At 36.6% G+C, this 26,662-nt stretch carries 21 protein-coding genes; 16 read left to right on the forward strand and 5 right to left on the reverse strand.

Annotation, left to right across the window (positions count from 1 at the left end; genetic code table 11):
- Positions 1 to 7 precede the first annotated feature (7 nt).
- From ACQV2P_RS04110 to ACQV2P_RS04155, 10 genes are all read left to right on the forward strand, one after another.
- A complete protein-coding gene (locus ACQV2P_RS04110; RefSeq protein ID WP_428894652.1) occupies positions 8 to 1,489 on the forward strand; it encodes a S41 family peptidase in 1,482 nt (493 codons plus the stop codon).
- A 1-nt stretch (position 1,490) separates the two neighbouring features.
- A complete protein-coding gene (lepB, locus tag ACQV2P_RS04115) occupies positions 1,491 to 2,063 on the forward strand; it encodes a signal peptidase I (RefSeq protein ID WP_428894653.1) in 573 nt (190 codons plus the stop codon).
- Positions 2,064 to 2,089: 26 nt separating this feature from the next.
- The gene (gene ylqF / locus ACQV2P_RS04120; RefSeq protein WP_428873418.1) at positions 2,090 to 2,956 is read left to right on the forward strand and encodes a ribosome biogenesis GTPase YlqF; all 867 of its coding nucleotides are present in this window, start codon (positions 2,090 to 2,092) and stop codon (positions 2,954 to 2,956) included.
- A complete protein-coding gene (locus ACQV2P_RS04125; RefSeq protein ID WP_428875205.1) occupies positions 2,940 to 3,725 on the forward strand; it encodes a ribonuclease HII in 786 nt (261 codons plus the stop codon). Before ylqF ends, ACQV2P_RS04125 begins: the two co-directional genes overlap by 17 nt.
- A gap of 138 nt (positions 3,726 to 3,863) precedes the next feature.
- Complete coding sequence (gene dprA / locus ACQV2P_RS04130; RefSeq protein ID WP_428894654.1) at positions 3,864 to 4,730, forward strand: DNA-processing protein DprA; 867 nt, start codon at positions 3,864 to 3,866, stop codon at positions 4,728 to 4,730.
- Between the two features lie 90 nt (positions 4,731 to 4,820).
- A complete protein-coding gene (gene topA / locus ACQV2P_RS04135) occupies positions 4,821 to 6,881 on the forward strand; it encodes a type I DNA topoisomerase (protein ID WP_428873415.1) in 2,061 nt (686 codons plus the stop codon).
- Positions 6,882 to 7,090: 209 nt separating this feature from the next.
- A complete protein-coding gene (gene xerC, locus ACQV2P_RS04140) occupies positions 7,091 to 8,023 on the forward strand; it encodes a tyrosine recombinase XerC (protein ID WP_428894655.1) in 933 nt (310 codons plus the stop codon).
- Positions 8,024 to 8,554 (forward strand): ATP-dependent protease subunit HslV, encoded by a 531-nt coding sequence (gene hslV / locus ACQV2P_RS04145; protein WP_428873413.1) that lies wholly within the window; start codon positions 8,024 to 8,026, stop codon positions 8,552 to 8,554.
- A 20-nt stretch (positions 8,555 to 8,574) separates the two neighbouring features.
- Positions 8,575 to 9,981 carry an ATP-dependent protease ATPase subunit HslU gene (gene hslU, locus ACQV2P_RS04150; RefSeq protein ID WP_428892635.1) on the forward strand — a complete coding sequence of 469 codons (1,407 nt, stop codon included), beginning with the start codon at positions 8,575 to 8,577 and terminating at the stop codon, positions 9,979 to 9,981.
- A 17-nt stretch (positions 9,982 to 9,998) separates the two neighbouring features.
- Complete coding sequence (locus ACQV2P_RS04155) at positions 9,999 to 10,892, forward strand: aldose 1-epimerase family protein (protein WP_428873411.1); 894 nt, start codon at positions 9,999 to 10,001, stop codon at positions 10,890 to 10,892.
- Positions 10,893 to 10,940: 48 nt separating this feature from the next.
- On the opposite strand, the gene plsY is transcribed toward ACQV2P_RS04155, so the two are convergent.
- Positions 10,941 to 11,549, reverse strand: a complete 609-nt coding sequence (gene plsY / locus ACQV2P_RS04160; protein ID WP_428873410.1) for a glycerol-3-phosphate 1-O-acyltransferase PlsY — start codon at positions 11,547 to 11,549, stop codon at positions 10,941 to 10,943.
- A gap of 267 nt (positions 11,550 to 11,816) precedes the next feature.
- On the opposite strand from plsY, the gene parE reads away from it, so the two are divergent.
- The 4 genes from parE to pflA all read left to right on the forward strand — a co-directional run bounded on the left by parE (position 11,817) and on the right by pflA (position 19,842).
- Positions 11,817 to 13,970, forward strand: coding sequence for a DNA topoisomerase IV subunit B (parE, locus tag ACQV2P_RS04165; protein ID WP_428881772.1), 2,154 nt, complete (start codon positions 11,817 to 11,819; stop codon positions 13,968 to 13,970).
- Complete coding sequence (gene parC, locus ACQV2P_RS04170) at positions 13,970 to 16,444, forward strand: DNA topoisomerase IV subunit A (RefSeq protein ID WP_428876251.1); 2,475 nt, start codon at positions 13,970 to 13,972, stop codon at positions 16,442 to 16,444. Before parE ends, parC begins: the two co-directional genes overlap by 1 nt.
- Before the next feature lie 284 nt (positions 16,445 to 16,728).
- The gene (pflB, locus tag ACQV2P_RS04175; RefSeq protein WP_428894656.1) at positions 16,729 to 18,984 is read left to right on the forward strand and encodes a formate C-acetyltransferase; all 2,256 of its coding nucleotides are present in this window, start codon (positions 16,729 to 16,731) and stop codon (positions 18,982 to 18,984) included.
- Positions 18,985 to 19,071: 87 nt separating this feature from the next.
- On the forward strand, positions 19,072 to 19,842 hold the full coding sequence (pflA, locus tag ACQV2P_RS04180) for a pyruvate formate-lyase-activating protein (protein WP_428891755.1): 771 nt from the start codon (positions 19,072 to 19,074) through the stop codon (positions 19,840 to 19,842).
- Between the two features lie 82 nt (positions 19,843 to 19,924).
- Here pflA and ACQV2P_RS04185 read toward each other — a convergent pair whose 3' ends face one another.
- Together ACQV2P_RS04185 and ACQV2P_RS04190 are read right to left on the reverse strand one after the other, a co-directional pair.
- Entirely contained in the window at positions 19,925 to 20,128 is a 204-nt protein-coding gene (locus ACQV2P_RS04185) for a hypothetical protein (protein WP_428894657.1), read from the reverse strand.
- 370 nt (positions 20,129 to 20,498) lie between these two features.
- Entirely contained in the window at positions 20,499 to 20,672 is a 174-nt protein-coding gene (locus tag ACQV2P_RS04190) for a hypothetical protein (RefSeq protein WP_428894658.1), read from the reverse strand.
- Between the two features lie 626 nt (positions 20,673 to 21,298).
- Between ACQV2P_RS04190 and ACQV2P_RS04195 the strand changes: the two genes are divergently transcribed.
- A complete protein-coding gene (locus ACQV2P_RS04195; RefSeq protein ID WP_428873403.1) occupies positions 21,299 to 22,228 on the forward strand; it encodes a manganese-dependent inorganic pyrophosphatase in 930 nt (309 codons plus the stop codon).
- Positions 22,229 to 22,277: 49 nt separating this feature from the next.
- On the opposite strand, the gene ACQV2P_RS04200 is transcribed toward ACQV2P_RS04195, so the two are convergent.
- On the reverse strand, positions 22,278 to 23,990 hold the full coding sequence (locus ACQV2P_RS04200; protein ID WP_428873401.1) for an Rqc2 family fibronectin-binding protein: 1,713 nt from the start codon (positions 23,988 to 23,990) through the stop codon (positions 22,278 to 22,280).
- Between the two features lie 99 nt (positions 23,991 to 24,089).
- A complete protein-coding gene (locus tag ACQV2P_RS04205; RefSeq protein ID WP_428873400.1) occupies positions 24,090 to 25,259 on the reverse strand; it encodes a helix-turn-helix domain-containing protein in 1,170 nt (389 codons plus the stop codon).
- 200 nt (positions 25,260 to 25,459) lie between these two features.
- On the opposite strand from ACQV2P_RS04205, the gene ACQV2P_RS04210 reads away from it, so the two are divergent.
- A complete protein-coding gene (locus ACQV2P_RS04210; protein ID WP_428894659.1) occupies positions 25,460 to 26,605 on the forward strand; it encodes a CapA family protein in 1,146 nt (381 codons plus the stop codon).
- Positions 26,606 to 26,662 lie beyond the last annotated feature (57 nt).

Here is a 26,662-nt window from a genome sequence, read left to right on the forward strand (position 1 = left end):
AGATGAAATGATTTTTAAATGCAAATTTATCAAGAAGCAAAAAAACAACCTTCTTCAGTGGACTCCAGATAAATGGCTTTGCCTTTTTTTAATCTTTTCGCTTTTTGCTTTGGTTATGAATTATAAAGCGCTTCCGATTTCAGCTATGGGAAAGCTATTTGGCAGTCCTTCAGTTGAAAAAGAAGATCAATTAACCAAAGAAGATTTAGCGATTATCCAAGAAGTTTATAATTCTTTACAAATCAATTATATTGAGGAATTAGATAAAGAAAAGCTTTTAGAAGGAGCTCTAAAAGGCATGGTGGATGCGGTGGATGATCCCTATTCTGAATTTTTAAACCCTACTGAAATAACGCCTTTTGATGATTCTCTGGAAGGATCCTTCACCGGTATAGGGGTTCAATTTATGTTAAAAGATAGTTTGCCTACGGTTATAGCTCCGATTGACGGAACTCCCGCTGCAAAAGCAGGTATCAAAGCCAATGATATTATTCTAAAAGCCGATGATGTGGATCTTCAGGGATTAGACACCAGTGAAATCGTGCAAAAGATTCGTGGACCCTTGGGGTCTGAGATCACTTTAACGATCAAGAGAGGTCAATCAACCTTTGAAGTAACTATGATTCGAGAAGAAATTCCTCTTACTACGGTCGACTATGAACAAGATGATGAATATGACCAAGTGGGAGTCGTTAAAGTGAGCCAATTTGCTTCATCAACTTATGAGGAAATGGTATCGGCCGTTAAAGACTTACGGTCAAAAGGTGTCGATCGCTTTATTTTTGATTTCCGCTATAATCCTGGAGGAATGTTGGAAACAGCTTTACAAGTTAGTAATATGTTCTTAGATGATGATCAAGTCATTATGCAAACAGATGATCGTCTGAGTGAGCCGTTTGAGTATGTGGCTTCTGACGAGCGCTATGGTGATTTTCAAATTACAGAGCCTTATGTATTATTAATCGATGAAGGCTCGGCTTCAGCTAGTGAAATTTTAGCTGCTGCCATTAAAGAAAATACGGATGCCCCTGTGATCGGGGTGACTTCTTTCGGAAAAGGGACGGTTCAAAGAATGATTTCAGAATCCTCATATGGGGAATTAAAATTAACCGTAGCAAAATGGCTTACACCTAGTGGGGGGTGGATTCATGAGAAAGGAATCGAACCTGATCAAGTGGTAGAAGCACCAGAAGTCGCTAATACGATTGTGTTAAATCAAGAAGAAGATTTAAAAATAGGCGATGCCTCCGAATACGTTCAATCAGCTAGTTTAATGTTACAAGCATTGGGTTATCAAGAGGAAAAAACAGCTTATTTTAATCCTGAAATGGAAGAAGCTGTAAGGAACTTTCAAAAGGACTTTAAGCTAGAAGTAAACGGTGTTATTGACTCAGCAACCAGTGACAAATTGGTTGAAGAAACGCGAGCTTATTTAGAAGCAGAAGACCCACAATATCAAGCAGCTATCGAGGCCTTATTAGGAGAATAAGATGGGGAAATTTTTTAAAACAATTCTAATAGAGTTCGTAAATATCATTTTTGTGATTCTTGCTGCTTTGTTTCTCTTTTTAGCTGTACGTAACTATCTTGCACAGCCCTTTCAAGTTGAAGGTAAATCAATGAATCCCACTCTTTATCAAGCAGACCATTTGATAATGTGGAAACAATTTGATTTAGACCGTTTTGACATTATTGTCTTTCCTGATCCTATGGGTTCTGGCAGAACCTATGTGAAGCGTTTAATTGGCCTTCCAGGAGATTCGATTGTAGTAAGAGAAGATCAGTTATTCATCAATGATCAGTTGATTGAAGAACCTTATTTGGAGCCGGCCAAATCTAATATGGAGACAAATTATACTGAAGACTTCACTCTGTGGGAAATAACAGGTGATCCGCTTATTCCAGAAGGTAAAGTTTTTGTGATGGGTGATAACCGACCTGGTTCAGGAGACAGTCGCCAATTTGGTTATGTCGATATTGATGAAATTGAAGGAGAAGCTAACTTTATTTATTATCCTCTTGATCGAATAGGAAAAGTAGGTAAACTGCAAGCTATAGAATAAAGAGTCTATTAAAAAGGAGGGATAAATTGAATCAGATTCAGTGGTTTCCAGGCCATATGGCAAAGGCTAAAAGGGAAGCAAAGGAAAAACTTAATTTAGTGGATTTAGTAATTGAATTGGCAGATGCTCGCATACCTGAATCCAGCCGTAATCCTGTGATTACAGAAATTATTAATCAGAAACCTTCAATTCTGGCTTTAAATAAAGCAGATTTAGCTGACCCCAATTTAACTAAACATTGGATTCAACACTATCAAGAACAAGGTCAAATTGCTTTAGCAATTGATGCTCAGCATCAATTGGGTTTGAATGAACTTAAGAAGGCCTGCAAAGACTTAATGGTAGATTTTTTTGCCAAACAAAAAGCTAAAGGGGTAAAACCTAGAGCGATTCGTCTGATGATTTTAGGCATCCCCAATGTCGGCAAGTCAACGCTCATTAACCGCTTTGTCGGAAAAAATCAAGCACAAACTGGCAATAAACCAGGGGTTACTAAAGCGCAGCGGTGGCTAAAAATTGGGAAAGAGTTTGAATTACTAGATACGCCTGGTATCTTATGGCCTAAGTTTGAAGATCCCTTGACGGGTTATCACTTAGCCTTAACCGGAGCCATTAAAGACCAATTAGTCGAAATGCAGGAGCTATCTTTAGTGTTGATCGGTCATTTAGAACAATTTTACCCTGGTTTATTAAAAGAATTTTATCATTTAGAAGACTATCATCAAGAGATGGCTGCGGCTGAAATTTTAACTAGTTTGACACAGACATTAAAACTGGATCAAGACTATACCCAAGCAGCTGAGCGATTAATATTTGATTTTCGTCAACATAAACTGGGTTCGATTACACTCGATCGTCCGATTGAGAGGGTTAACATTGAAACAAACCATTAAAGAAATCAAAGCGCAGCTAAAAACAATTGAAGACCTTGAAGATGTTTACCTCAATCAATTAAAAGAAGATCCTAGAAAAGGAGTTCAAGAGCTAGTAAGACGTCATAAACGAGTGTTAATTGCTTATAACCAACGTTATCAAGCTTATCAAAAACGCCTAGACTTTGATCGCCAATTATTGGATGCTAACCAGTCTTTTGTGCTTGCAGGAGTTGATGAAGTGGGGAGAGGTCCGATAGCTGGTCCAGTAGTAGCAGCGGCAGTTATTTTACCTCAAGATACCAGTGATTGGGTGGACGTCAATGATTCGAAAACCTTAACGCATCAAAAGCGTTCAGACTTAGCTGAAATGATAAAACAACAAGCTAAAGCTTATGCCATCACAAGCATATCTCCTCAAGCGATTGATCGCATTAATATTTATGAGGCCAGTCGTATGGCCATGAAAGAAGCTGTTCTAAAGCTCAACAAAGCAGTGGATTTTGTTGTCGTAGACGCCATGAAATTAGATTTACAGATTCAACAAAAAGCAGTGGTGAAAGGTGATCAACGCTCACTTTCCATAGCTGCTGCTTCTATTATTGCCAAGGTCCATCGTGACCAGCTGATGGTGGATTATGCAAGATGGTATCCAGAATATGGTTTTGACCAGCACATGGGCTATCCAACTAAGAAACATCTGGTTGCGTTAGAACAATACGGCTACACGGCTATTCATAGACAATCCTTTAGTCCTGTTCAAAAAATTAATAAATTCTATGGTTCGTAAGTTGGCCAAAATTTTAAAGAGCAAGTATTGAAAAATATTTGCTCTTTTGTATGTCTTAAAGCTTTTAATGAGGATCGCAGAGCACTTATGGCCTAATTACTTTGTATCTTAAGGGTAAAAGCTTAAGGAGTGTAGGCCATGATAAAAAGAGAGTTAATCTATTTACAGATGAAAGGCGTTAAATACCGTCATTTGTGGCATTATTTTAAAGTTAGACAAAATCTCTCTCGTCAAGCAAGTGTTCATTATTTACTTATTAATAACATGTGGTCATTTAAGGAAGAGGCACTCTTCAAGGATTGGGAAAGTTGTCAAGAGATTCTAACTAATTTAGAAAAGCAAGCGATTCTCTTTGGTGAAAAATCATATCCCTATCGCTGGCTTCAGCTTCCCCAACCACCTATTTTGTTTTTTTATAGAGGAGATCTTAACCTTTTAAATCGACCTTTAGTTGCGATTGTTGGATCTAGAAAATTATCGGCTTATGGAAAAAAAAGCGCACAAAAAATTAGCAAGGCACTAACTAAAGCGAGCTTTGTGATTGTTTCAGGTTTGGCTAAAGGAGCGGATTTTATTTCGCATAAGGCTTGTATGAGTGAAAAAGAAGGGAGAACCATCGCTATTGTTGCCAATGGCTTTGAGCATTATTATCCCAAAGAACATCATCAGCTCCAAGAACAAATAGCAAGCAGTCATTTGTTATTAAGTGAGTACCTACCCCATCAAGCTATTCGAAAGTATCAATTTATTGCAAGAAATCGTTTGGTGGCTGGGCTATGCCCCGTAGTGATTGTCATTCAAGCAGCCAAGAAATCGGGCTCATTAATTACTGCTAATTATGCCTTGGAATATAATAATCAAATTTATGCTTTACCTGGACCCATCGATGACCCGCAATCTTATGGATGCAATCACTTAATACAAGCAGGGGCAAGACCGATTGTCGATTTGGACCAATTAATAGAAGAGATAGCTCTAGATTATCAACGGCAAAAGATAAAATAAAGAGTATTCATTGACATAATTGAAAGTTTAGCATAAGATTGTTACGATTTTGCATATGAGCAAAGGAATAAGAAAGGGAGTGATTGTTACTTGGCCTATAAATATCTCGTCATAGTCGAATCACCAACCAAAGCCAAAACTATTGATAAATATTTAGGCAAAAATTATAAAGTCGTTGCTTCAAAAGGTCATCTCAGAGATCTACCGAAATCACGAATGGGCATTGACTTAGAAAATAATTTTGAACCGCATTATATTTCAATTAGGGGCAGAGGCGATACCATTAAGGAGCTTAGAAAATTAGCCAATAAGGCTGAAAAAGTCTATTTAGCAAGTGACCCGGACCGTGAAGGAGAAGCAATTGCTTGGCATCTTTCCTATCTATTAAAATTAGATCCGCAAGCGGCTAACCGTGTAGTATTTAATGAGATTACTAAAGAATCGGTTAAAGAAGCATTTAAGCAACCACGACAAATCGATCAAGACTTAGTGGATTCTCAACAAGCAAGAAGAATTTTAGACCGAATAGTGGGTTATTCTATCTCACCTTTATTATGGAAGAAGATTAAAGGTGGTTTATCAGCAGGGCGTGTTCAATCGACCACTTTAAAACTAATTATTGACCGTGAAAAGAAAATCCGCCAATTTAAACCAGAAGAATATTGGAAAATTCCAGCGAACTTTAAAAAAGGACGGTCGAAATTTGAAGCAGAATTCTATGGACTAGACGGTAAAAAAACTGAGCTCAAGAATAAAGAGCAAGTTGATCAAGTTATGAAACGTCTTGACCTTAAAGGTGAATTTAATATTCAATCAATTACTGAAAAAGAACGTTTTCGTAAGCCCAATGCACCGTTTACTACCTCTACCTTGCAGCAAGATGCTGCCAATCGTTTGAATTTCCGTACCGGCAAAACCATGATGATTGCTCAGCAGCTTTATGAAGGCATATCTATTCGTCGTAACACCATCGGCTTGATTACTTATATGCGTACCGATTCGACTCGAATTTCACCAACAGCCAAAAAGATGGCAGGAGATTTTATTAAAGATACCTATGGTGAGCAGTATTTGGGAGCAGGACATAAGGTGAATAATAAAGCAGGGGCTCAGGATGCTCATGAAGCTATACGTCCCTCAAATGTCAGTTTAACACCCGAATCGATTAAAGATTCATTAACTAAGGACCAATTCCGTCTCTATGCTTTAATATGGGCACGCTTTGTGGCTTCACAAATGTCAAATGCCGTCTATGATACAATTAAAGCGGATATCATTCAAAATGATGTTCTCTTTCGTGCGAATGGTTCACGCATTAAATTTGAAGGCTTCTTGAAAGTTTATCCAAGTAAATCAGATAAAGATAACTATCTGCCAGCTTTGAAAGAAGGAGATGCAGTTACAGCTGAAAAGATTGATCCAAGTCAGCATTTTACTCAACCACCAGCACGCTATAATGAAGCCAGCCTAGTTAAAATGCTTGAAGAGTTGGGGATTGGGCGACCTTCCACTTACGCACCAACCTTAGAAACCTTGCGTAAACGCTACTATGTTAAAATGGAAGCTAAACGTTTTACGCCGACAGAACTAGGAGAAATTGTCAATGACATGATGGAAATTTACTTTCCAGATATTGTTGATTCTGAATTTACAGCTGGGATGGAAAATAAACTTGACCAAATCGAGGAAAATAAAGTAGAATGGCAGAAAGTTCTGAATGATTTTTATCAGATTTTCGCTAAAGATTTAGACAAGGCAGAAGAAGAGATGGAAAAAATTGAGATAAAAAATGAACCAGCTGGTTTTGACTGCCCAGAGTGTGGCAATCCAATGGTCATCAAAATTGGTCGCTATGGTAAGTTTTATGCCTGCTCCAATTTTCCAGAATGCCGTCATACTGAAGCCATCGTCAAAGAAATTGGTGTAAAATGTCCTACATGCAAAGAGGGCGAAATTATCGAAAGAAAATCGAAGAAGAACCGAATATTTTATGGGTGTTCAAGATATCCAGAATGTGAATTCGTTTCTTGGGACAAACCAATCGGTCGTAATTGTCCAAAATGTAATGAGTATCTTATCGAAAAGAAATCTCGTAAAGGCAAGCAAGTTCAATGTTCTTCTTGTGATTATACTGAAGCCATAGAAAGCTAAGCGAATTTTAAAAAAACTTCTTTAATTCAATCAATTTAGCTAAAACCGAATGCTTCACAGTTTTGTGAGTGTTCGGTTTTTTATCTATTTAGAAATATTAACTGAACTATAAAATTTACTTTTAGCCTGCATTTTGAATATGGCGCTTAATTGGCTATGAATTCAAAGAAAAGGTATAATAAAAAAAGAGGAAATTGAGGTGATAAATGATGCAGGAGAAGATTATTAATTTTTTGAATTATTTATTGAACGAACGTCGTTATTCTCAACATACAGTCATCGCCTACCAAAGAGATCTGAACCAATTCTGGCTTTTTATTAAAAGTTCAGGAGAAGTTAGCTTAGAGCAAATTTCCTATCAAGATTTAAGGCTTTATTTAGCCTATCTAAACGAACGCTCGCTTAATCCCAAAACGATTGCCAGAAAATTATCCTCTTTACGTTCTTTTTTTAATTATTGTTTGCGTCGGCATTGGATTGACCAAGATCCAATGGAGTTAATTACTTATAAAGCAAAAGAGACTCATTTGCCCTCTTTTTTCTATGAAAATGAAATTGAAAGTCTCATTAAAGTAGCTAAAACTAGTCTTTTAGATTATCCCAAGCGAAACCTCGCCATCCTTGAATTGATGTATGCAACGGGTATCCGCGTTTCAGAATGCTGTCAGATAAGACTAGACCAACTTGATTTTTCCTTGCAAATTGTACGTGTGTTCGGCAAGGGGAATAAGGAACGAATTGTCCCTTTTGGAGATCCAGCTATGCGAGCTTTAAAAGATTATATTGAAACGGAGCGTAAAGAGTTATTAAGTAAATGGTCCATGCAGAATCAAAGAAATAATGATATATTATTCTTATCGGAAAAAGGGAAAGCAATTAACCCTGATCAAGTGCGCCATATTTTGCAAAAAATAGTAGAAGAAAGTCAGCTTAATTTAAAGATTAATCCCCATAAATTGAGACATTCTTATGCGACCCATCTATTAAATCGTGGGGCAGATTTACGTTCCGTCCAAGAACTCCTAGGCCATGAGAATTTATCTTCTACACAAATATATACCCATATAACCGGCGATAAAATGCGATCAGAATACTTAAAAGCTCATCCGAGAGCTCGTAGAAAGAAGCAGGAGGAAGAATAAATGACAACAATATGTGCAGTTAAAAAAGATAATAAATTAGCAATGGCGGGAGATGGTCAAGTCACAATGGGAGAAACGGTCATTATGAAAGGTGGTGCCCGCAAGCTTCGTAGAATTTTTAACGATCAAGTGGTTATTGGATTTGCCGGAGGAGTTGCTGATGCTATTACCTTGTCAGAAATGTTTGAAACGAAGTTACAAGCCCATCAAGGCCAATTAACTCGAGCAGCTGTAGAAGTAGCCAAACAATGGCGGACAGATCGCTCTTTACAAAAGTTAGAAGCCCTTTTAATCGTTATGAATAAAGAAAGTCTCTTATTAGTATCCGGCACGGGAGAAGTTATCGAACCGGATGACGGTATTTTAACCATCGGTTCGGGGGGCAATTATGCCTTGGCAGCAGCTAGAGCCATGCTTAGAACAAGTGAGCAATTAAGTGCAAAAGAGATCGTTTCTCAAGCCCTAGAAATTGCTGCTGAAATTGATGTTTATACTAATAAACAAATCATGGTCGAAAGTTTTGAATCCTAGATTTAAAGGAGAATGTAAGAATGGAATTAAGTCCCAGACAATTAGTTGCAGAATTAGATAAATATATCATTGGTCAAGCAGAAGCCAAACGTTCAATAGCCGTTGCTATTCGAAATAGACAAAGACGGTTACGCCTTGAAGCTGAAATGCAAGATGAAGTAAAACCTAAAAATTTATTAATGATTGGTCCAACCGGAGTTGGAAAAACAGAAATTGCTAGACGTCTAGCCAAGATTATTAAGGCCCCTTTTTTAAAGGTGGAGGCCACTAAGTATACCGAAGTTGGTTATGTTGGTCGTGATGTAGAATCAATGGTCAGAGACTTGGTAGAGCAAGCAATTCGTATCGTTCGTGATGAAATGCGCCAAGAGGTTGAAGATGAAGCACGTGAAAAAGCAATTGATCGAATTGCTAAAGCACTAGTCCCTGGTAAGAAGAAAAAGAAGGAAGTAAAAAAAGATCCTAACAATGCCGGTGGCTTCGTCTTGCCAGATATGGAAGCTTTTATGCGCCAAATGCGTGGTGAAGTAGACGCAGAAAAAGAAGAAGTGACGGAAGAAGTGGCTTCCAACCGTCGTCATATTCGCCAGCAAATTCGTGAGGGTGTGTTGGATAAACAAGAAGTGACTATTGAAATGGAAGAAAAGAAACTACAGTTAAACTCACTTAATCCTGCTATGGAGCAAATGATGGATATGCAAGAATCCCTCAACGCTTTAAGACCTAAGAAAATGATTCAGCGTACAGTGACTGTCAAAGAAGCGCTTAAGTTATTAACAGTAGACGAAGCAGACAAATTGGTAAACGAAGAGGATATTCATCAAAAAGGCTTAAAACTAGCTGAGAAAAACGGTATTATTTTTATTGATGAGTTAGATAAAATTGCCTCTTCAAGTAATCAATCGGGAGAAGTTTCAAGACAGGGTGTTCAGCGTGATATTTTACCAATCGTTGAAGGTAGTCAAATTCAAACCAAATACGGTATTATAAAGTCTGATCATATTCTCTTTGTGGGATCAGGTGCTTTCCATGTTGCTAAACCTTCTGATTTAATTCCAGAGTTACAAGGACGCTTTCCCATTCGAGTCAATCTTCAGGACTTAACCGCTGACGATTTTGTTAAAATTCTAACCGAACCTAAAAATGCCTTACTTATCCAATATCAGGCCCTTTTAGCTACTGAAGAGGTGACTGTTAACTTTAGCGATGAAGCAGTTCAGAAAATGGCCTACTATGCGGAAACCTTAAACCGCAATACAGATAATATTGGAGCAAGACGCCTACATACGATTATTGAGACAGTTTTAGAAGAATTATTATTTGAAGCAGCAGACACACCAATGGTAATTGAAATTACTGAAAAATACGTCGATGATAAATTAGCAGATAAGGTTGAGAATCAAGATCTTAGCCACTATATCTTATAAAGAAATGGGTGAAGCCTATGGTAACCATTCAAAATAGTTTTTTAAAAGTGGAGATAACTGAGAATGGGGCAGAAGTCCAGTCAATTACTGATCTAAAGACAGACTATGAATTTCTCTGGCAAGCAGACCCTTTCTATTGGTCTCGCAGTGCCCCCATCCTTTTTCCCATCGTTGGGCGCCTACAGGATGATCAGTATCTTTATGGTGGAAAATTCTACCAAATGAGTCGCCATGGGTTTGCTAGAGATTATACCTTTACTGTTCAAAGTCAAACCGAATCTTCTGCAAGTTTTTACTTAAAAAACAATAAAAACACGCTAGAATCCTATCCCTTTGAATTTTCGCTTCAGGTTAATTATGTTTTATATGATCATAAGTTAACAATTACTTTTGAAGTTTATAATCCTTCACTTGAAAAACCTTTATATTATTCAGTGGGTTATCATCCGGCCTTTAATCTCCCACATACAGTAGGAAGAAATTATCCGGAATTCAATCAAGTAAGTTACCAATTAAATCCAGAAGGGTATTATTATCTCTTACAAACTAATAATGATGGCCTAGTCAACTTAGAAAGAGCTAAGTATACAGAAGTGATTAATCAAAAGCTGCGTCACAAACAATTTAGAAATGATGCCTTAATCTATCAAGTGAGTGAAAAAGCTGAACTTATCTTAATGGATGCTATCAATGATGTTGAAATTAAATTTCGTTCTATTGGCTTTGACTATGTTGCTTTATGGTCTCCTTATCCTAAGCGAGCTCCTTTCTTAGCCGTAGAAGCATGGTCTGGCTTACCGGATATTGCCAATGAGCCTGAGCTATTTAAGCATAAACGGGGAATTCATAGTTTAGCCCCCCAATCCATCAGTACTCATGATTTGACGATGGAATTTTTCAAGGGTGAATAAAATTAAAAAGATAAAAATAGCTAAGGAAAATGCCTTAGCTATTTTAATTTATTTTTTTCTAGGATTTAAACCGAAGGTCACTCGACTTTCTTCTCCTTTAAGCAGTCTTTGAATATTCTCTCGATGACGATAGACCATCAAAACAGCCATAAAGGCAAAGCCCCAAGAATATACTAAAGGTTCTCGTAGAATAATCCAAATAGCGACCAGCAAAAAAGAGGTCATGGCAGCAATACTCACAATTGATGTCAATAAGAGAATGGTTATAAAGAGAGCGACCATGGCTAAAGCAATATAAAAGTTAAATGCCAATAGTACACCTACCGATGTCGCAACGATTTTTCCACCACGGAATTGACTGAAAATTGGATAGGCATGTCCCAGAACAGCAGCAATAGCCGTTAGCATAATAGCTAAATCACTATCCGAGCCTAAGAGCTGTTGGGCCATTAAAACTGGAAGATAGCCCTTTAAAATATCCACAATAATAACTACAATGGCTGCAATCGGTCCAAAATTTCTGCCGATATTCGTACCACCAGAATTGCCTGAACCGAGGGTCCGAACATCGATATTGTGGATATATTTTGAATACCAGACACCTGAGGGAATCGATCCCGCCAAGTATCCGACAATAATCATTAAGATAGCTAACATTTATTAACCTCCTAGTTTACTATCTTCATTCTAACATGATTGAATAATTTTCACCAAGCGAATTTCTTAATTATAAAAATGCAATATTTTTGACTTTTAGGCATCAAAACAACTTTAAGTAAATCAAAAGTGTCAAAGCGGGATTTATTCTGCTATGATAATAGAGTTGGGAAATAGAGCCTTTATACTGAATAGATACTATCGTTAAAAGATTATTCAAAAAACGCATGACTATTTCTTATTAAATAACATTAAAAGGGTGAGAAAATGGCAAACAAAAATTCTAAAGTGAATTTAAGCAATTATAATGATGATGCCATTCAGATATTAGAAGGTCTAGAAGCCGTAAGAAAAAGACCGGGTATGTATATCGGATCGACTGATCAAAAGGGCCTTCACCATCTTATTTATGAAATTGTTGATAATTCTGTAGATGAAGCTCTATCAGGTTTTGCAAATCGAATTGTTGTGTCTTTAGAAGCAGATGGCTCGATTCGCATTACTGATAATGGCCGGGGCATGCCGATTGGTAGGCATGCTTCAGGGGTTCCTACGGTTCAAGTTATTTTCACTGTATTACATGCTGGTGGTAAGTTTGGCCAAGGTGGATATAAATCCGCTGGAGGGCTTCATGGAGTAGGAGCCTCGGTCGTAAATGCTTTATCTTCATGGTTGGAAGTGACGGTTATTCGAGAGGGATACCAATACCATATGCGGTTTGAAGAGGGCGGACGTCCTGCCAGCTCTTTAAAAAAGACTAAGCACAATAATCAATCAGACACTGGTACAAGTGTTCATTTTATGCCGGATGAAAAAATATTTGGATCTTCTGCCATTAACTATGAAACCATTTCCGAAAGGCTGAGAGAGTCAGCCTTCCTTTTAAAAGGAATTACCATTGAAATTCATGATCAAAGAAAAGACATTTCAGAGACTTTTCATTATGAAGATGGTTTACAAGATTTTATTCAATATCTTAATGAAGATAAAGAAGTCATGGGAAATGTGGTGGCTTTTTCAAGCCAATCAGAAGATTTTGAGATTGATTTTGCCATGCAGTATAATGATGGTTATTCAGAAACCATTCTTTCTTTTGCTAATAATGTTCGTACCAATGGTGGAGGCACGCATGAAACGGCCATGAAGACAGCTATTACCAAGGTATTTAATGACTACGGTCGTAAAATGAGTTTGATTAAAGAAAAGGATAAAAATTTAGAAGGGTCCGATATCCGGGAAGGACTGGCAGCCATTGTATCGGTTCGTATTCCTGAGCAATATCTACAATTTGAAGGACAGACGAAGGACAAATTAGGAAGTCCAAAGGCACGTACCATTGTTGAATCTTTTGTAACAGAGCACTTAGGTTATTATTTAGCAGAAAACGGTAATTGGGCGCAAACTATTTTAAGAAAAGCTTTAAAGGCTAGACAAACACGAGAAGCTGCTCGCAAAGCGCGTGAGGCTTCACGTTCTTCTAACTCTAATAAACAACAAGAACGCTTAATTTCAGGTAAGCTTACTAAGGCCCAGTCAAAAGATGCTTCAAAGAATGAACTTTATATCGTGGAGGGAGATTCGGCCGGTGGCTCAGCTAAATTAGGGCGTGATCGTAAATTTCAAGCCATATTGCCTTTAAGAGGTAAGGTCATCAACACTGAAAAAGCATCTTTAAGCGATATTATGAAAAATGAAGAAATTAATACCCTCATCTACACAATTGGTGCAGGGGTAGGGGCTGATTTTGATATTAAAGCTGCTAACTATGATAAAGTGGTCATTATGACGGATGCGGATACGGATGGTGCTCACATTCAAGTACTGCTTTTAACTTTCTTCTACCGCTATATGAAGCCATTGATTGAAGCAGGCAAGGTCTATTTGGCCATGCCGCCTCTATATAAGGTATCAAAGGGAAAAGGTAAGAATGAAAGAATCGAATACGCTTGGACAGATGAAGAACTACAAGCAAAAATTAAAGCAGTGGGACCAGGCTACATCTTACAACGTTATAAGGGGCTCGGAGAGATGAATGCGGATCAATTATGGCATACGACTATGAATCCTTCCTCACGCTTATTGATAAGAGTAACTCTTGACGATGATTCGTTATCCGAAAAGCGTTTATCGACTTTAATGGGTAGTAAAGTAGATCCTCGCCGTAAATGGATTGAAAAAAATGTTCAATTTACCATGGATGAAGAAGATTCTCTATTAAAAGAAAACACCCAAACCAACCACTCTCTAGCACAAGAAGACAAGGAAGCCTTGTTAGTGGCTAAAAACCCAGCTTCAAAAGCATCTGCGAAAACAAAAAATAAGCTATCAAAAAAAGAGCCGTCTACTGACCTTAATGAAAATCCAAGTAAGGATTTAGTGGATGAAAATGGACAAATTGATTTATTTGGAGGTGATTTATAATGACTGAACTAGAAAATAAAGGAGTCCAAGAATTAAATTTTTCATCGGTTATCGGTGATCGATTTGGTCGCTATTCCAAGTATATTATTCAAGATAGAGCGTTACCCGATATTCGCGATGGTTTAAAACCCGTTCAAAGACGTATTTTATATGCTATGTTTGCCGAAGGAAATACTGCTGAAAAAGCTTATCGCAAATCAGCCAAAACAGTGGGGAATGTGATCGGTAATTATCATCCACATGGAGATTCATCGGTTTATGAGGCCATGGTTCGTATGTCTCAAAGTTGGAAAAACCGCCAACCTTTGATCGACATGCACGGTAATAATGGTTCCATGGATGGCGACCCAGCTGCAGCAATGCGTTATACAGAAGCTAGGCTTTCAAGTATCGCCATGGAACTCTTAAGAGATATCCATTCTCAAACAGTCGATTGGATTCTGAACTTTGATGATACCATTGAAGAACCTCGTGTTTTACCCGCTCGCTTTCCTAATCTACTAGTGAATGGCGCAACCGGTATTTCAGCAGGTTATGCAACCGATATTCCTCCACACAACTTAGGGGAAGTCATTGACGCTTTAATTTATATGATTAAGCATCCCGATAAAATCAGTGTCGACCAGTTAATGAAGTATTTACCAGGACCAGATTTTCCAACGGGTGGTATTATCCAAGGTAAAGCGGGCATTAAAGAAGCCTATCAAACGGGTCAAGGTAAAGTTGTTATTCGATCTAAATTAGAAGTTGAAAAATTAAAGGGTGGTAAGTCTCAAATTGTTGTGAGTGAAGTACCCTATGACGTTAATAAAGGCAAACTTATTCAAAAATTAGATGAAATACGTCTTTCTAAAAAGCTAGAAGGGATTGCTGATGTTCGCGATGATTCAGATATTAATGGTGTTTCATTAGTCATTGAACTAAAAAGAGATGTAGAGGTCGAACCAATTCTTGCTTACCTCTATAAAAACACCGATTTACAAGTAAATTATCACTTCAATATGATAGCCATTCACGATCGTCGACCAGTCCTTTGTTCCTTAGAAAAAATGTTACAAGCTTACCTTGACCATCAAAAAGACATTATTCGTCGAAGAACTCAATTTCTTCTTAAGAAAGATCAAGACCGTCTTCATATTGTTGATGGCTTAATCCGAGTTATTTCTATTTTAGATGAAGTAATTACCACTATTCGCCAATCTGAAAACAAGGCCAATGCTAAAGATAATTTACACCAACAATATAATTTTTCAATGGCACAGGCTGAAGCAATTGTTTCCTTACAGTTATACCGTTTAACTAATACGGATATTGTTGGCCTACAACAAGAAAAATTTGAACTTAACGAAAGAATCCATATGTACGAGAATATCCTTTCTAATGCCAGTACTTTAGACAAGGTTTTGGTTAAGGAATTAAAGGAAATTAAGAAAAAGTTTAATAGTTTGAGAATGAGTCAATTAGAAGAGGAAGTGGAAGAAATTACCTTGGAAAAGACTCTTTTAATCCCACAAGAGCAAGTCTATGTGTCTGTGACTAAGGAAGGATACTTGAAACGTACTTCGGTTAGGTCATTTACGGCTTCCGATTCCACTGATTTAGGATCTAGAGATTTAGACTATCCATTATTTGTTCAAGAACTCTCGACTCATGATGCGATTGTGATTATCACATCTAAAGGTAATTATATTCATTTACCTGTTCACGAATTACCAGACATTCGTTGGAAAGATCTGGGTTTACATTGGTCTCAGCAATATCAATTAGATAAAGAGGAGTCCATCATTGCGGTGTTTGCGCAAAAAGCTTCGGATAATCCGAGTGAAGACCGAATTGTCATGATGACACAAGCAGGTCGCATTAAACAAACCCTCTTATCAGAATTCTCAACTTATCGATCCTATAAAACTCGGACAATGACTGCAATTAAATTGCAAGATGACCACGATCAATTAGTAGCAGCTCGATTAGCTAAAGCAGACAAGAACTATCAAATCGCCAGTATGACCCACCGCTCCTACGGTTTACGGTTTGATTTAGAACAAGTTTCAATTCAAGGACTAAAAGCACAAGGGGTCGTAGGTATGAAACTGAAAAAGGATGATTATCTTGTATCGATGCTCTTAATCGATCAAGCAGCTTCAAGACCACAAGTCTTCTTATTAACCAATCGAGGAAATCTTAAACGAATGGATAGTGAAGAACTGGCTAGTGCTAATCGCGCCAGTGTTGGAACGCTCATTCTAAAAGAAATAAAATCAAACCCCCATCGGATTTTAAAAGCTTTAGCCTTACAAAAAGGGAATATACCGATTATTATTCAAGGGGATACCGGTAAATCATTAGAGATGATGGCTTTTGATATCAATATTAGTAAACGCCAGAATAATGGCAGTCAGATTGTTGAGCTTGATCAACTAGGTAAGGTGATAGACATCCATCCTGCACGCTTGAAAATGTTAGATGAAGAATAAGATAAAAAACAAGTATCTGAACCAGATGCTTGTTTTTTATTTGCAAAATCAACAACTAAAACTCTGTGTACTAAAACAAAAAACAGAAAGCAAACAACTGTTATAATCTTATTGCTACAATGAGCACAGAATACACTCTATTATTTTGTTTTTTCTAACAAAACACTGATATGTAAAGCTTAACACTAATTATATAATTCACAATAACTGTTTACATTGAACTTTTCTTGTGTTATATTATGGGTGTAGAAATTGTCGGATCATTTTAAAAAAGGAGAATTAAAATGGAAATTGCAAATAAAACCGAATTAAATAAAGCATGGGATGGCTTTCAAGGAAGCAAATGGCAAAAAGAAATCGATGTTCGTGATTTTATTCAAGAAAACTATGCCTTATATGAAGGGGATGAAAGTTTCCTAGCAGATGCTACACAAAATACAAAAGATCTTTGGGACCAAGTGATGGATCTTAATAAAAAAGAACGGGAAGCAGGTGGCGTTCTTGATATGGATACTAAAGTAGTTTCTTCTATCACTTCTCATCAAGCAGGTTATTTAGATAAAGACAAAGAAGTAGTCGTTGGTTTCCAAACAGATGCTCCTTTTAAACGTAGCTTACAACCTTACGGTGGAATTCGTATGTCTAAGAATTCCTTAGAAGCTTATGGCTATGAGTTAGATCCAGAAACAGAACATATCTTTACACAATACCGTAAAACTCATAACCAAGGTGTTTTTGATGTCTATACCCCAGAAATGCGCGCTGCTCGCCGCTCTGGTGTTATTACCGGTCTTCCTGATGCATATGGCCGTGGTCGTATTATTGGTGACTACCGTCGTGTAGCCTTATACGGGGTAGAGCGTTTGATGGAAGAAAAGCAAAAAGATTTTGCTAACATCGGAAATGGTACAATGGATAACGATGTGATTCAATTACGTGAAGAAGTTACTGAACAATACCGTGCTTTACAAGAATTAAAAGAATTAGGCGAAATTTATGGCTTTGATATTTCACGTCCAGCTGAGAATGCAAAAGAAGCTTTCCAATGGTTATACTTAGGCTATTTAGCTGCCGTTAAGCAACAAAATGGAGCGGCTATGTCATTAGGACGTACTTCTACTTTCTTAGATATTTATATCGAACGTGACCTAGCTAAGGGCACATTGACTGAAGTCGAAGCACAAGAGTTAGTTGATCATTTCGTGATGAAATTACGTTTGGTTAAATTTGCACGTACACCAGAATACAATGAATTATTCTCTGGTGACCCAACTTGGGTAACAGAATCAATCGCTGGTATAGGTTTAGATGGACGCCCACTTGTTACTAAGAACTCTTTCCGTTTCTTACATACCTTAACAAACTTAGGTCCGGCTCCGGAACCAAACCTAACAATTCTTTGGTCACCATCATTACCTCAAGCCTTTAAAGAATATGCAGCTAAAATGTCGATTATATCTTCTGCTATTCAGTATGAAAACGATGAGATCATGCGTCCAGAATATGGTGATGATTATGCGATCGCGTGTTGTGTGTCTGCTATGCGTGTAGGTAAACAAATGCAATTCTTTGGAGCGCGTGCTAACCTTGCTAAGACATTACTTTATGCCATTAATGGTGGGGTAGATGAAAAATCTAAAGCGCAAGTTGGCCCTCAATATGCGCCAATTACATCTGAATATTTAGATTACGATGAAGTTTTGGCTAAATATGATGATATGATGGAATGGATTGTTGAGTTATATGTAAATACTTTAAATATCATCCACTATATGCATGATAAGTATTCTTACGAATCATTAGAAATGGCTTTACACGATACAAAAGTTCTTCGTACAATGGCAACTGGTATTGCAGGCTTCTCAGTTGCAGTAGATTCTCTATCTGCAATTAAGTATGCTAAAGTTAAAACAATTCGTGATGAAAATGGTTTAGTGATTGACTACGAAATTGATGGAGATTTTCCTAAATATGGAAATAATGATGATCGTGCGGATCAAATTGCTGTAGAATTATTGAAGAACTTTATGACAAAAGTTCGTAAACATAAAACTTACCGTGATTCATTACAAACAACTTCAATTTTAACTATTACTTCAAACGTTGTTTATGGAAAGAAAACTGGTAATACACCGGACGGACGTCGTGCAGGAGAACCATTTGCACCAGGGGCTAACCCAATGCATGGTCGCGATACCCATGGTGCTTTAGCTTCTTTACTTTCTGTGGCTAAAGTACCTTATGAGTACGCTTTAGATGGTATTTCCAATACCTTCTCAATTATTCCTAAAGCGCTTGGTAAAGAAGAAGCCACTCAAAAAGCTAACCTAGCTAATATGTTAGATGGTTACTCGACAAGTGGTGGACATCACTTAAATGTCAACGTCTTTAACCGTGACACCTTATTAGATGCGATGGAACATCCTGAAGAGTATCCACAATTAACAATCCGTGTATCAGGTTATGCTGTAAACTTTATCAAGCTAACACGCGAACAACAATTAGACGTTATTAACCGTACAATGCACGCTTCAATGTAAACTTTAAACAATTAATTAAAAACTTCAGAAAAAGGGACTGAATTTTATTTCAGTTCCTTTTTCTAAAAGTTAGATGGAGGAATTGAAATGTCAGAAGTAGCACAAGTAATTAAAGGCTATGTTCACTCCACAGAAAGTTTTGGTTCAGTTGATGGACCGGGTATTCGCTTTATATCTTTTATGCAAGGTTGTCGAATGCGATGTGAATTTTGCCATAACCCAGATACTTGGAAGATGACGGGTGGCAAGGAATACAGCCCACAAGACTTATTTAATGAAGCCATTCAGTATCGTGCTTTCTGGGGAAATGAAGGGGGAGTCACTGTATCAGGTGGGGAACCCTTATTACAGATGGATTTTTTAATCGAATATTTCAAAATATGTAAGGCCAATGGAGTACATACAACCATAGATACTTGTGGCCAGCCTTTCACTTATGAAGAGCCTTTTTTTAGTAAATTTCAAGAACTGATGATGTATACGGATCTGCTTTTGTTTGATATAAAACATATCGATCGTCAAGGCCATATTAAACTAACCGGCCATCCAAATGATAATATTCTTGAAATGTCACGCTATTTATCAGATATTAATAAAGCCGTCTGGATCCGTCATGTATTGGTTCCAACAAGAACGGATTTTGATGAATATTTATACCGTTTATCCGATTATGTAGCCAGTTTAAATAACGTCTTAAAGTTTGAAGTTTTACCTTACCATATGATGGGTGTTTATAAATACACTGCATTAGGCTATCGATACAAATTAGAAGGTGTAGAACCTCCAACTAAAGAAAGAGTCGAAAATGCCAACCGTATACTGCGCTGTGCAGAATATACCGGCTACCTAAAATCATAATAAAAAAATCTGTAACCATTCAAATTTAATGGGTGGCTACAGAATTTTTTTAGCAATTTTTTCTAATTAGTAATAAGATCAATTAACCGCCAACTAAGAATTTTGTAAAATAAGCGACAGCAATACCTACATAGTTACCTACAGCTCCTGCTAAAACTCCTAAAATTAAACCACTATCAATAAGAGACTTCCAATTAGCTGCTGTTAGAGAAGCTGTTGGACCACCGACGATACAACCAACAATTGAAAGAATCATTAGACGACAGATCAGCAAGTGTAAAGTCAAACCTCCAACTAACATTCGAAAAACTAAAATGTCATGGTTAAGGTAGAACCTACAAATTGCTGCCAGTTAACTGCAAAACTAATAGTTGAAAAAACATTAAGGATAAGAAGAGTCCTAAATCTAAATTAGCACATAGTTTATTATTGAGCTAGACCGATAAAACGGTCGTTAACAAGATTAAACGAACAGCCTTCCAAATAGCCTCCGGCATGTAAGCTTTTGAAAATGCTGTAGTCAAAATATTTATACCAAAACCAATGGTTAATAGCTAAGCAGTTTCTCTAATGGACCACTCTTTATCTGACATCAATGCTTTCGTGTCACTAGTTGAAGGTTCTTCTTCACTTAAATGATAAGGCCAAAACTTTTCCTAAGCTTTTGAAGCTTTAAGCATAGCTGGCGCGGCGAGCATAAAGTTTGTTAAAGGGGTAGCAATAACGTAATCTGACGCGTTAGCAGCCGCAATGGTTTGATGACTAGCATCTAAAACTGTTGCAAAAGTCGTTAAGTTAGGAGTACCACCAGTGTAGGTCGCAACAAACATCCCAGCGATCTTTTATCCTTCATCCATATAAGGGGAAAAATGAAGGCTAAGATAGTTGCAATCACCATAAGAGATAAAATACCTGAACTTAAAGCAATCACCGAATTTTTACTTTTTCAACTCAACTAAATCCATACTTAGCATGCAAATAATAATACTGACGGGAACTAGAAGTGAACTTATAGCATTATACACTTTATGACTGATAGGCACGACTCCTGTATTAGAAAAAATAATTCCAATTACAACAACAGTCAGGACCGGTCCTAAAGATTTAAAAACTTTGTATCTTTGCAAGAATAACGCAACTGCGATCATGGATAAAACAATGAAAATAAGACCATTAGTTCTAGTTAAAACGCATCCACACAATCATGCCTTTATTATTTCTTTTATAATTCTACCATAAGTAGAAAAACATAATATTAAATTGTATTATCAATATAGCTAATCTATATTAAAGCAAAAGCCTATAATCTAACTAAATAATCATGTAAAAATTTTTAAAAATATTTATTATTTTTATCTTTTTAAAAACTTACTTTAATTATCCTATGTCAATAAGGATTCAAAAATTTATTAAAAAGTGATAAACTTAGACTGTAATTTAATTTAGGAGGATAAATATGACAAAATACTTAGTTTTTGGGCATAAAAAGCCAGATACAGATACTATTGCTTCAGCCATCGCTTTTGCCTATTTCTTAAAGCAAGAAGGGCACCAAGCAGAAGCAGTCGCACTGGGTGAAATATCAAGTGAGCCAGCTTTTGCTTTAGAAAAATTTGGTATCCAACCACCAAGAATTATTAATACAGCTGCTAATGAAGTGAGCCAAGTTGCTCTAGTGGACCACAATGAGCCACAACAATCAATAGACGATATTGATCAAGTTCAAATTGATTATGTCATTGACCACCACCGCATTTCAGGCTTTAATACAGCTCAGCCTCTTTATTACCGTGCGGAGCCCTTAGGGTCAACCGCCAGTATTCTTTATAAGATGTTTCAAGAATATGGCTATGAAATTCCAGCAGATATTGCCGGCATGATGTTATCTGCTATTATTTCAGATACCTTGTTATTCAAATCTCCAACAACAACCGAAAAAGACAAGGAAATCGCTGAAAAATTGGCTGAAATAGCCCAAGTTGATATTCAATCATATGGTTTAGAATTTTTAAAGGCTGGAGCTGATCTTAGTAAGCAATCGGATGAGGAAATTGTTGATGGGGATGCTAAAAACTTTGTCATGAACGATCAAAATATTCGTATTGGTCAGACAAACATTATCGGCTTTGACGAGATTTTAAGTCGTAAAGAAAATCTTTTAAAAGTAATGGAAGATAAGCGAAAAGAAATGAATCTTAAACTCTATGTGCTAGTGATTACGGATGTCTTAGAATCCGATTCTATTGGTTTGGTGGTAGGGGCGGATATTAGTGTTGTAGAGGCAGCTTTCAATACTAAAGTTGAAGATCATCAATTTGATTTACCAGGAGTAGTTTCACGTAAGAAACAAGTGGTTCCTCCATTAACAGCAGCATTTAACAAATAAAATGAATTCCAGCCCTCAACTTTATATTAAAGTTGGGGGCTGGAATTCATTATTCTTTTAATGAAAGACGTTTAATAACAGATGCCTGAGGTGTCACATAAAGTGTTTTTTGGCCTTCATAAATAACGAAGCCAGGTTTAGAACCGTTAGGTTTCTTTAAATGTTTAACTTGGACGTAATCAACAGGCACATTAGCAGATTGTGAAAATTTAGAATAATAGGCCGCTAATTGAGCAGCTTCTACAAAGGTTTCTTCACTAGGTTTATCACTTTCGATAATAACGTGGGCACCAGGGATATCCTTTGCATGAAGCCACCAATGGTTTTTAGATGCTTTTTTGAGGGATAAGTCGTCATTTTGTTGATTGTTTCTACCGACATAAATCATGACACCATCACTAGATTTAAAGCGACGGGGTTTAGATTGGTTTTTTGCTCGCTTTTTACTTGAAGAAGGCTTCTGTCCCACATAGCCTTCATTAATTAATTCTTGCTTAATCGATTCAACATCTTCAAGATCAGCTTGCTTAAGTTGGACTAAAATACCTTCTAAATAATCAATCTCAGCGCGGGTTAAGCTTTCTTCACGATTAATATATTTGAGAGCATCCCGATATTTTTGATACTTTTTAAAGTAAACTTGAGCATTTTCAACGGCATTTAATCGAGGATTTAATTGGATATCCATTGGCTCGTCATTATTATAAAAATTAGCCAAGGTCACCTGGTATTCCTTATCATTAATTTGATAGGCAAAGGCATTTAAAAGTTCACCTTTAATGCGATAGTCATCAGCACTTGCTGCAACATGTCGGTCAATTGAAAGTTTTTTCAATTTTTTTTGATTTTTATCAATCACTTGCTTTAATTTATGAATAATATTACCCGATAATTGCTTGACCCTATCTAAATGAACTTTTTGGTGAGAATATGCATAAATTAATTCGGAAAGAGAATCGAAGGCCACTTCTGTTCCTGGTAAATTTGCCAATTTAAAAGCATAGAAATAAACATTTTTTTCCGTTTGATAAAGAGTAGGAGAGGGGAATTCAATGGCTGATTTTACTCTTTCTAAACTGGCCAAACTAGATAGATTCCCACCTTCATCAGACATCCAAAAAGCAATCTCTTGTGCAAGAAGTTTTCCCATTCCTTGTACGCATTGGAAGGCTCTCCCTTCTCTTAGAATCGCTTCATTCTGATGACTAAATTCAAACAATTGAGAATCATTCAATTCAAATAAGTTTACTTGTTGTCTGTTGCGGGGAGGTCGCTTGAATTCTGCTCCTGGAGTGAGTGAACGATAAGCGTTTTGACTATCTGGAACATGCTTAATACAATCAATAATGGTTTGTTTATTCTGGTCGACTAGAAGGATATTTGAGTGTCGCCCCATCAATTCAAAGGTTAGCAGGTATTCTTGGTCAACACCTATTTCATCACGACCGGTAAAATAGAAATCAATAATCCGATCGTTCTCATATTGCTTGATATCAATAATGAAGGCAGATTCCAAGTATTTTCTTAATAACATGCAAAACATAGGGGCCTGTTGTGGATTGGCTGATTTCTCTTGAGTTAAGTATAAAGAAAAATAATTCGGGTGAACCGAGGCGGCTAGGCGATGATTGGTTCGGTTAGCACGTATAACTATTTGTAATTCTTGTTCAAAGGGTTGGTAAATTTTATGTACACGTCCTGCTTTTAATTGTGATCGTAACTCTTCTACTAAAGCTCGTGTAAAAAATCCGTCAAATGTCATCGTCTCACTCCTCAAAAATGTCTGTTATTTATTATAAAACAAATAGGCCCTTTAAGCTAGTAAGGGCCTATTGAAGTGATTTCTTTACATAGAAATGAATTATTTCACTATTGATTTGGCATAGTTAGAAGGACTAATACCAAATTCTTTCGAAAAAGCTCTTGAAAAATATTGGATGGAACCATATCCTAATTCATTAGCGATTTCAGAAAGAGTCATTTTAGATTCATGAATTAATAGCTTACTTTGTTTTAAACGTAAGCTGTTAATGTATTGTTTAGGGGTTTGTCCTGTATATTTATTAAATAAGCTTTGGAGGCTGGAGCGAGAAATATTGAAGACTTCTACCAGATCATTTACTTGATGAAGCTGACCGACATTCTCTTGGAGAAAATCAATGATTGATTGGAACAAGTCATTTTCATAATTTTCTCGCATGGAGGTAGACCTTTCAGTTTCTGTTTTATTCTCACCGTTGTGAATTTGCGTAAGTATTAATTGGAGACTTGTGACCATTTCATCATAATAGAAAGGACATTTATCCTCAGAAATAGCCGCTAAATTGACCAAGCGACTTACAAGTTGAATTTGACGATGACCAAGATGAATTGGCCTTTGAGCGATCGATTCGGCTAAGCCTTGACCAGAAAATAAAATGGAAATCAGTGTAGTCATCCCTTCTTCTTTAAAGGCAATTTGATTTTTTTGTCCTGGAAAAATTAACCAGGCGGAATTTTTTGATAAAAGAATCTGCTTATTATAGCTTACTTCTATCGAAGCTTGTCCTTGATCGACGATAATTAACTCATAGTAATTTTGTGGATGGTTGAGTATCCGTTCACCGCTTGAGTAGACTTGGTAATCAAGACCGAAGACATTTTCAATTTTAAGGCGTTTTATTTCTTTTTCTACCTTTATAGCTTCTTTTAAAGTAATAATTTGTGGTTCTTCATTTTGGCTGGGTTCCAAATAAAGTTTACATTCTGCAGTTAGAGAGAGGGTATTAAAGTATACACCCGCATTAAGCTGAACCGCATTCTGTAAGATAAAAAATTGAAAGGATTCTTTTTTATCTGGAGTATCCGTCATCACTAATAGAGCTAATCCTTTATGTTCAGTTAGGATAACTGGCTTATTAAAACGTAGTAGAGCTTGTGATCGATCCCTTTTAATGGTTACTAAACGATTAAAGGGTTTAATTTGTTGGTGGTTAGTCTTGACGGAGGTAAAATATTTCGAAGTGGCGTTCTTGGTCGATTGCTTATACATGGTAAACTCCTTTCTGCTTCTTATATCTATTATATCTTAATTAGGATAAAAGCACTATTAATCTTTAGAAGTTAAAATTGTTCTAAAAATTATCTAAATTAACTTATATTTAAATAAGTTCTTTTAATTCAATGAAGCTAGAGTAAGAAGGTTTTGTTTGTTATAATATATTTAAAATTTCAGATAAAGTAGGTGATGTGATGAAAAGAATAAATCGAATTTTGAAGTATGTGTTCGCTATTAACTTCTTTGGGATGATTCTCTTTATTTCTAAGCCATTTTTTACGAGAGTTTATGCAGAAGAAGAGGTTAGGGCTGAAGAAACTCAAGCAGTTAAAGAAGATACTAAAGTAAAATATGTAACCATTCGATCAATTGGCGATATTTTATTACATGATAGTGTTTATTGGAGTGCCCAAACTGGTTCAACGAGTTATCAATTTGATCCAATGTTTAAAGAAGTGGCAAAATATGTCGCTAATGCTGATATCACGACAGCCAATATGGAGACCTTGGTGGCCGGAAATCAAATGGGAGTATCTTCTTATCCTTTCTTCAATGTTCCAGATCAAATTGTCGATAGTCTATTAGCGATGGATGTAAATATTGTTTCAACCGCCACTAACCATACCATGGATTTCGGAGCTAAGGGGGCGCATCTTTCATTAGAAATTCTTAAAAATAAGAAAATGGAATATGTCGGATCCTATTCATCTTGGGACGATTACAACCGTCTACGGATCATTGAAAAAAATGGCATTCGAGTAGGATTTTTAAATTATACTTATGGTACGAATGGTAACCCAATTCCTCAAGAAGAAAGATACTTAGTGACTCTGATTGATGAAGAACTTATCCCATTAGAAATTCAACATTTAAAAAGACAATGTGATGTAGCTATCGTTATTTATCAATTTGGCGAAGATGCTTTTTTACCAGTTGATTCTCAAATTAGATTAACTCAATTGGCTATTGATGCAGGAGCAAACTTTGTTCTAGGAGGACATTCTCACATTATGCAACCCATGAAACGTTTTAACGATCATCAAGGTGCTTGGTATTCTCATGGTAATTTTTTGTCCGGCCAAGTAAGAGCATATGAAAAAGTCGGTGGAATTGGAGAGTATACCTTTAAGATGGATGTTGATGGAAAAGTTACTTTAGATTCTATGCGATTGATGCCAACTTATAATGTTGGCTATCCAGAATGGTCTTTTTATCAAGTAATTCCATTAGCAAAGGCTCAAGACTTTGGTCTGTGGAACGGTGATCGTTTATATGAAGAAGTAGAGCAACGATTCACTAACTATGAAAAAGACCTTGATTTTGTACCTTTTTTAGATTAACTCTATAAAGGATAGCATCTTTTTGCTCTCTATTCTGTATTTACAACTAGTTACTTA

Origin of the sequence: Facklamia sp. P12932 (assembly GCF_050409545.1) — a bacterium.
In the GTDB taxonomy this organism is placed as follows: Bacteria; Bacillota; Bacilli; order Lactobacillales; family Aerococcaceae; genus Facklamia.

Excerpts from the sequence above, each read along its gene's own strand:
- ACQV2P_RS04110 (WP_428894652.1), top strand. The coding sequence starts at position 8 with ATGATTTTTAAATGCAAATTTATCAAGAAGCAAAAAAACAACCTTCTT.
- lepB (WP_428894653.1), top strand. The coding sequence starts at position 1,491 with ATGGGGAAATTTTTTAAAACAATTCTAATAGAGTTCGTAAATATCATT.
- dprA (WP_428894654.1), top strand. The coding sequence starts at position 3,864 with ATGATAAAAAGAGAGTTAATCTATTTACAGATGAAAGGCGTTAAATAC.
- xerC (WP_428894655.1), top strand. The coding sequence starts at position 7,091 with ATGCAGGAGAAGATTATTAATTTTTTGAATTATTTATTGAACGAACGT.
- hslV (WP_428873413.1), top strand. The coding sequence starts at position 8,024 with ATGACAACAATATGTGCAGTTAAAAAAGATAATAAATTAGCAATGGCG.
- hslU (WP_428892635.1), top strand. The coding sequence starts at position 8,575 with ATGGAATTAAGTCCCAGACAATTAGTTGCAGAATTAGATAAATATATC.
- ACQV2P_RS04155 (WP_428873411.1), top strand. The coding sequence starts at position 9,999 with ATGGTAACCATTCAAAATAGTTTTTTAAAAGTGGAGATAACTGAGAAT.
- plsY (WP_428873410.1), bottom strand. The coding sequence starts at position 11,549 with ATGTTAGCTATCTTAATGATTATTGTCGGATACTTGGCGGGATCGATT.
- parE (WP_428881772.1), top strand. The coding sequence starts at position 11,817 with ATGGCAAACAAAAATTCTAAAGTGAATTTAAGCAATTATAATGATGAT.
- parC (WP_428876251.1), top strand. The coding sequence starts at position 13,970 with ATGACTGAACTAGAAAATAAAGGAGTCCAAGAATTAAATTTTTCATCG.
- pflB (WP_428894656.1), top strand. The coding sequence starts at position 16,729 with ATGGAAATTGCAAATAAAACCGAATTAAATAAAGCATGGGATGGCTTT.
- pflA (WP_428891755.1), top strand. The coding sequence starts at position 19,072 with ATGTCAGAAGTAGCACAAGTAATTAAAGGCTATGTTCACTCCACAGAA.
- ACQV2P_RS04190 (WP_428894658.1), bottom strand. The coding sequence starts at position 20,672 with ATGTTTGTTGCGACCTACACTGGTGGTACTCCTAACTTAACGACTTTT.
- ACQV2P_RS04195 (WP_428873403.1), top strand. The coding sequence starts at position 21,299 with ATGACAAAATACTTAGTTTTTGGGCATAAAAAGCCAGATACAGATACT.
- ACQV2P_RS04200 (WP_428873401.1), bottom strand. The coding sequence starts at position 23,990 with ATGACATTTGACGGATTTTTTACACGAGCTTTAGTAGAAGAGTTACGA.
- ACQV2P_RS04205 (WP_428873400.1), bottom strand. The coding sequence starts at position 25,259 with ATGTATAAGCAATCGACCAAGAACGCCACTTCGAAATATTTTACCTCC.
- ACQV2P_RS04210 (WP_428894659.1), top strand. The coding sequence starts at position 25,460 with ATGAAAAGAATAAATCGAATTTTGAAGTATGTGTTCGCTATTAACTTC.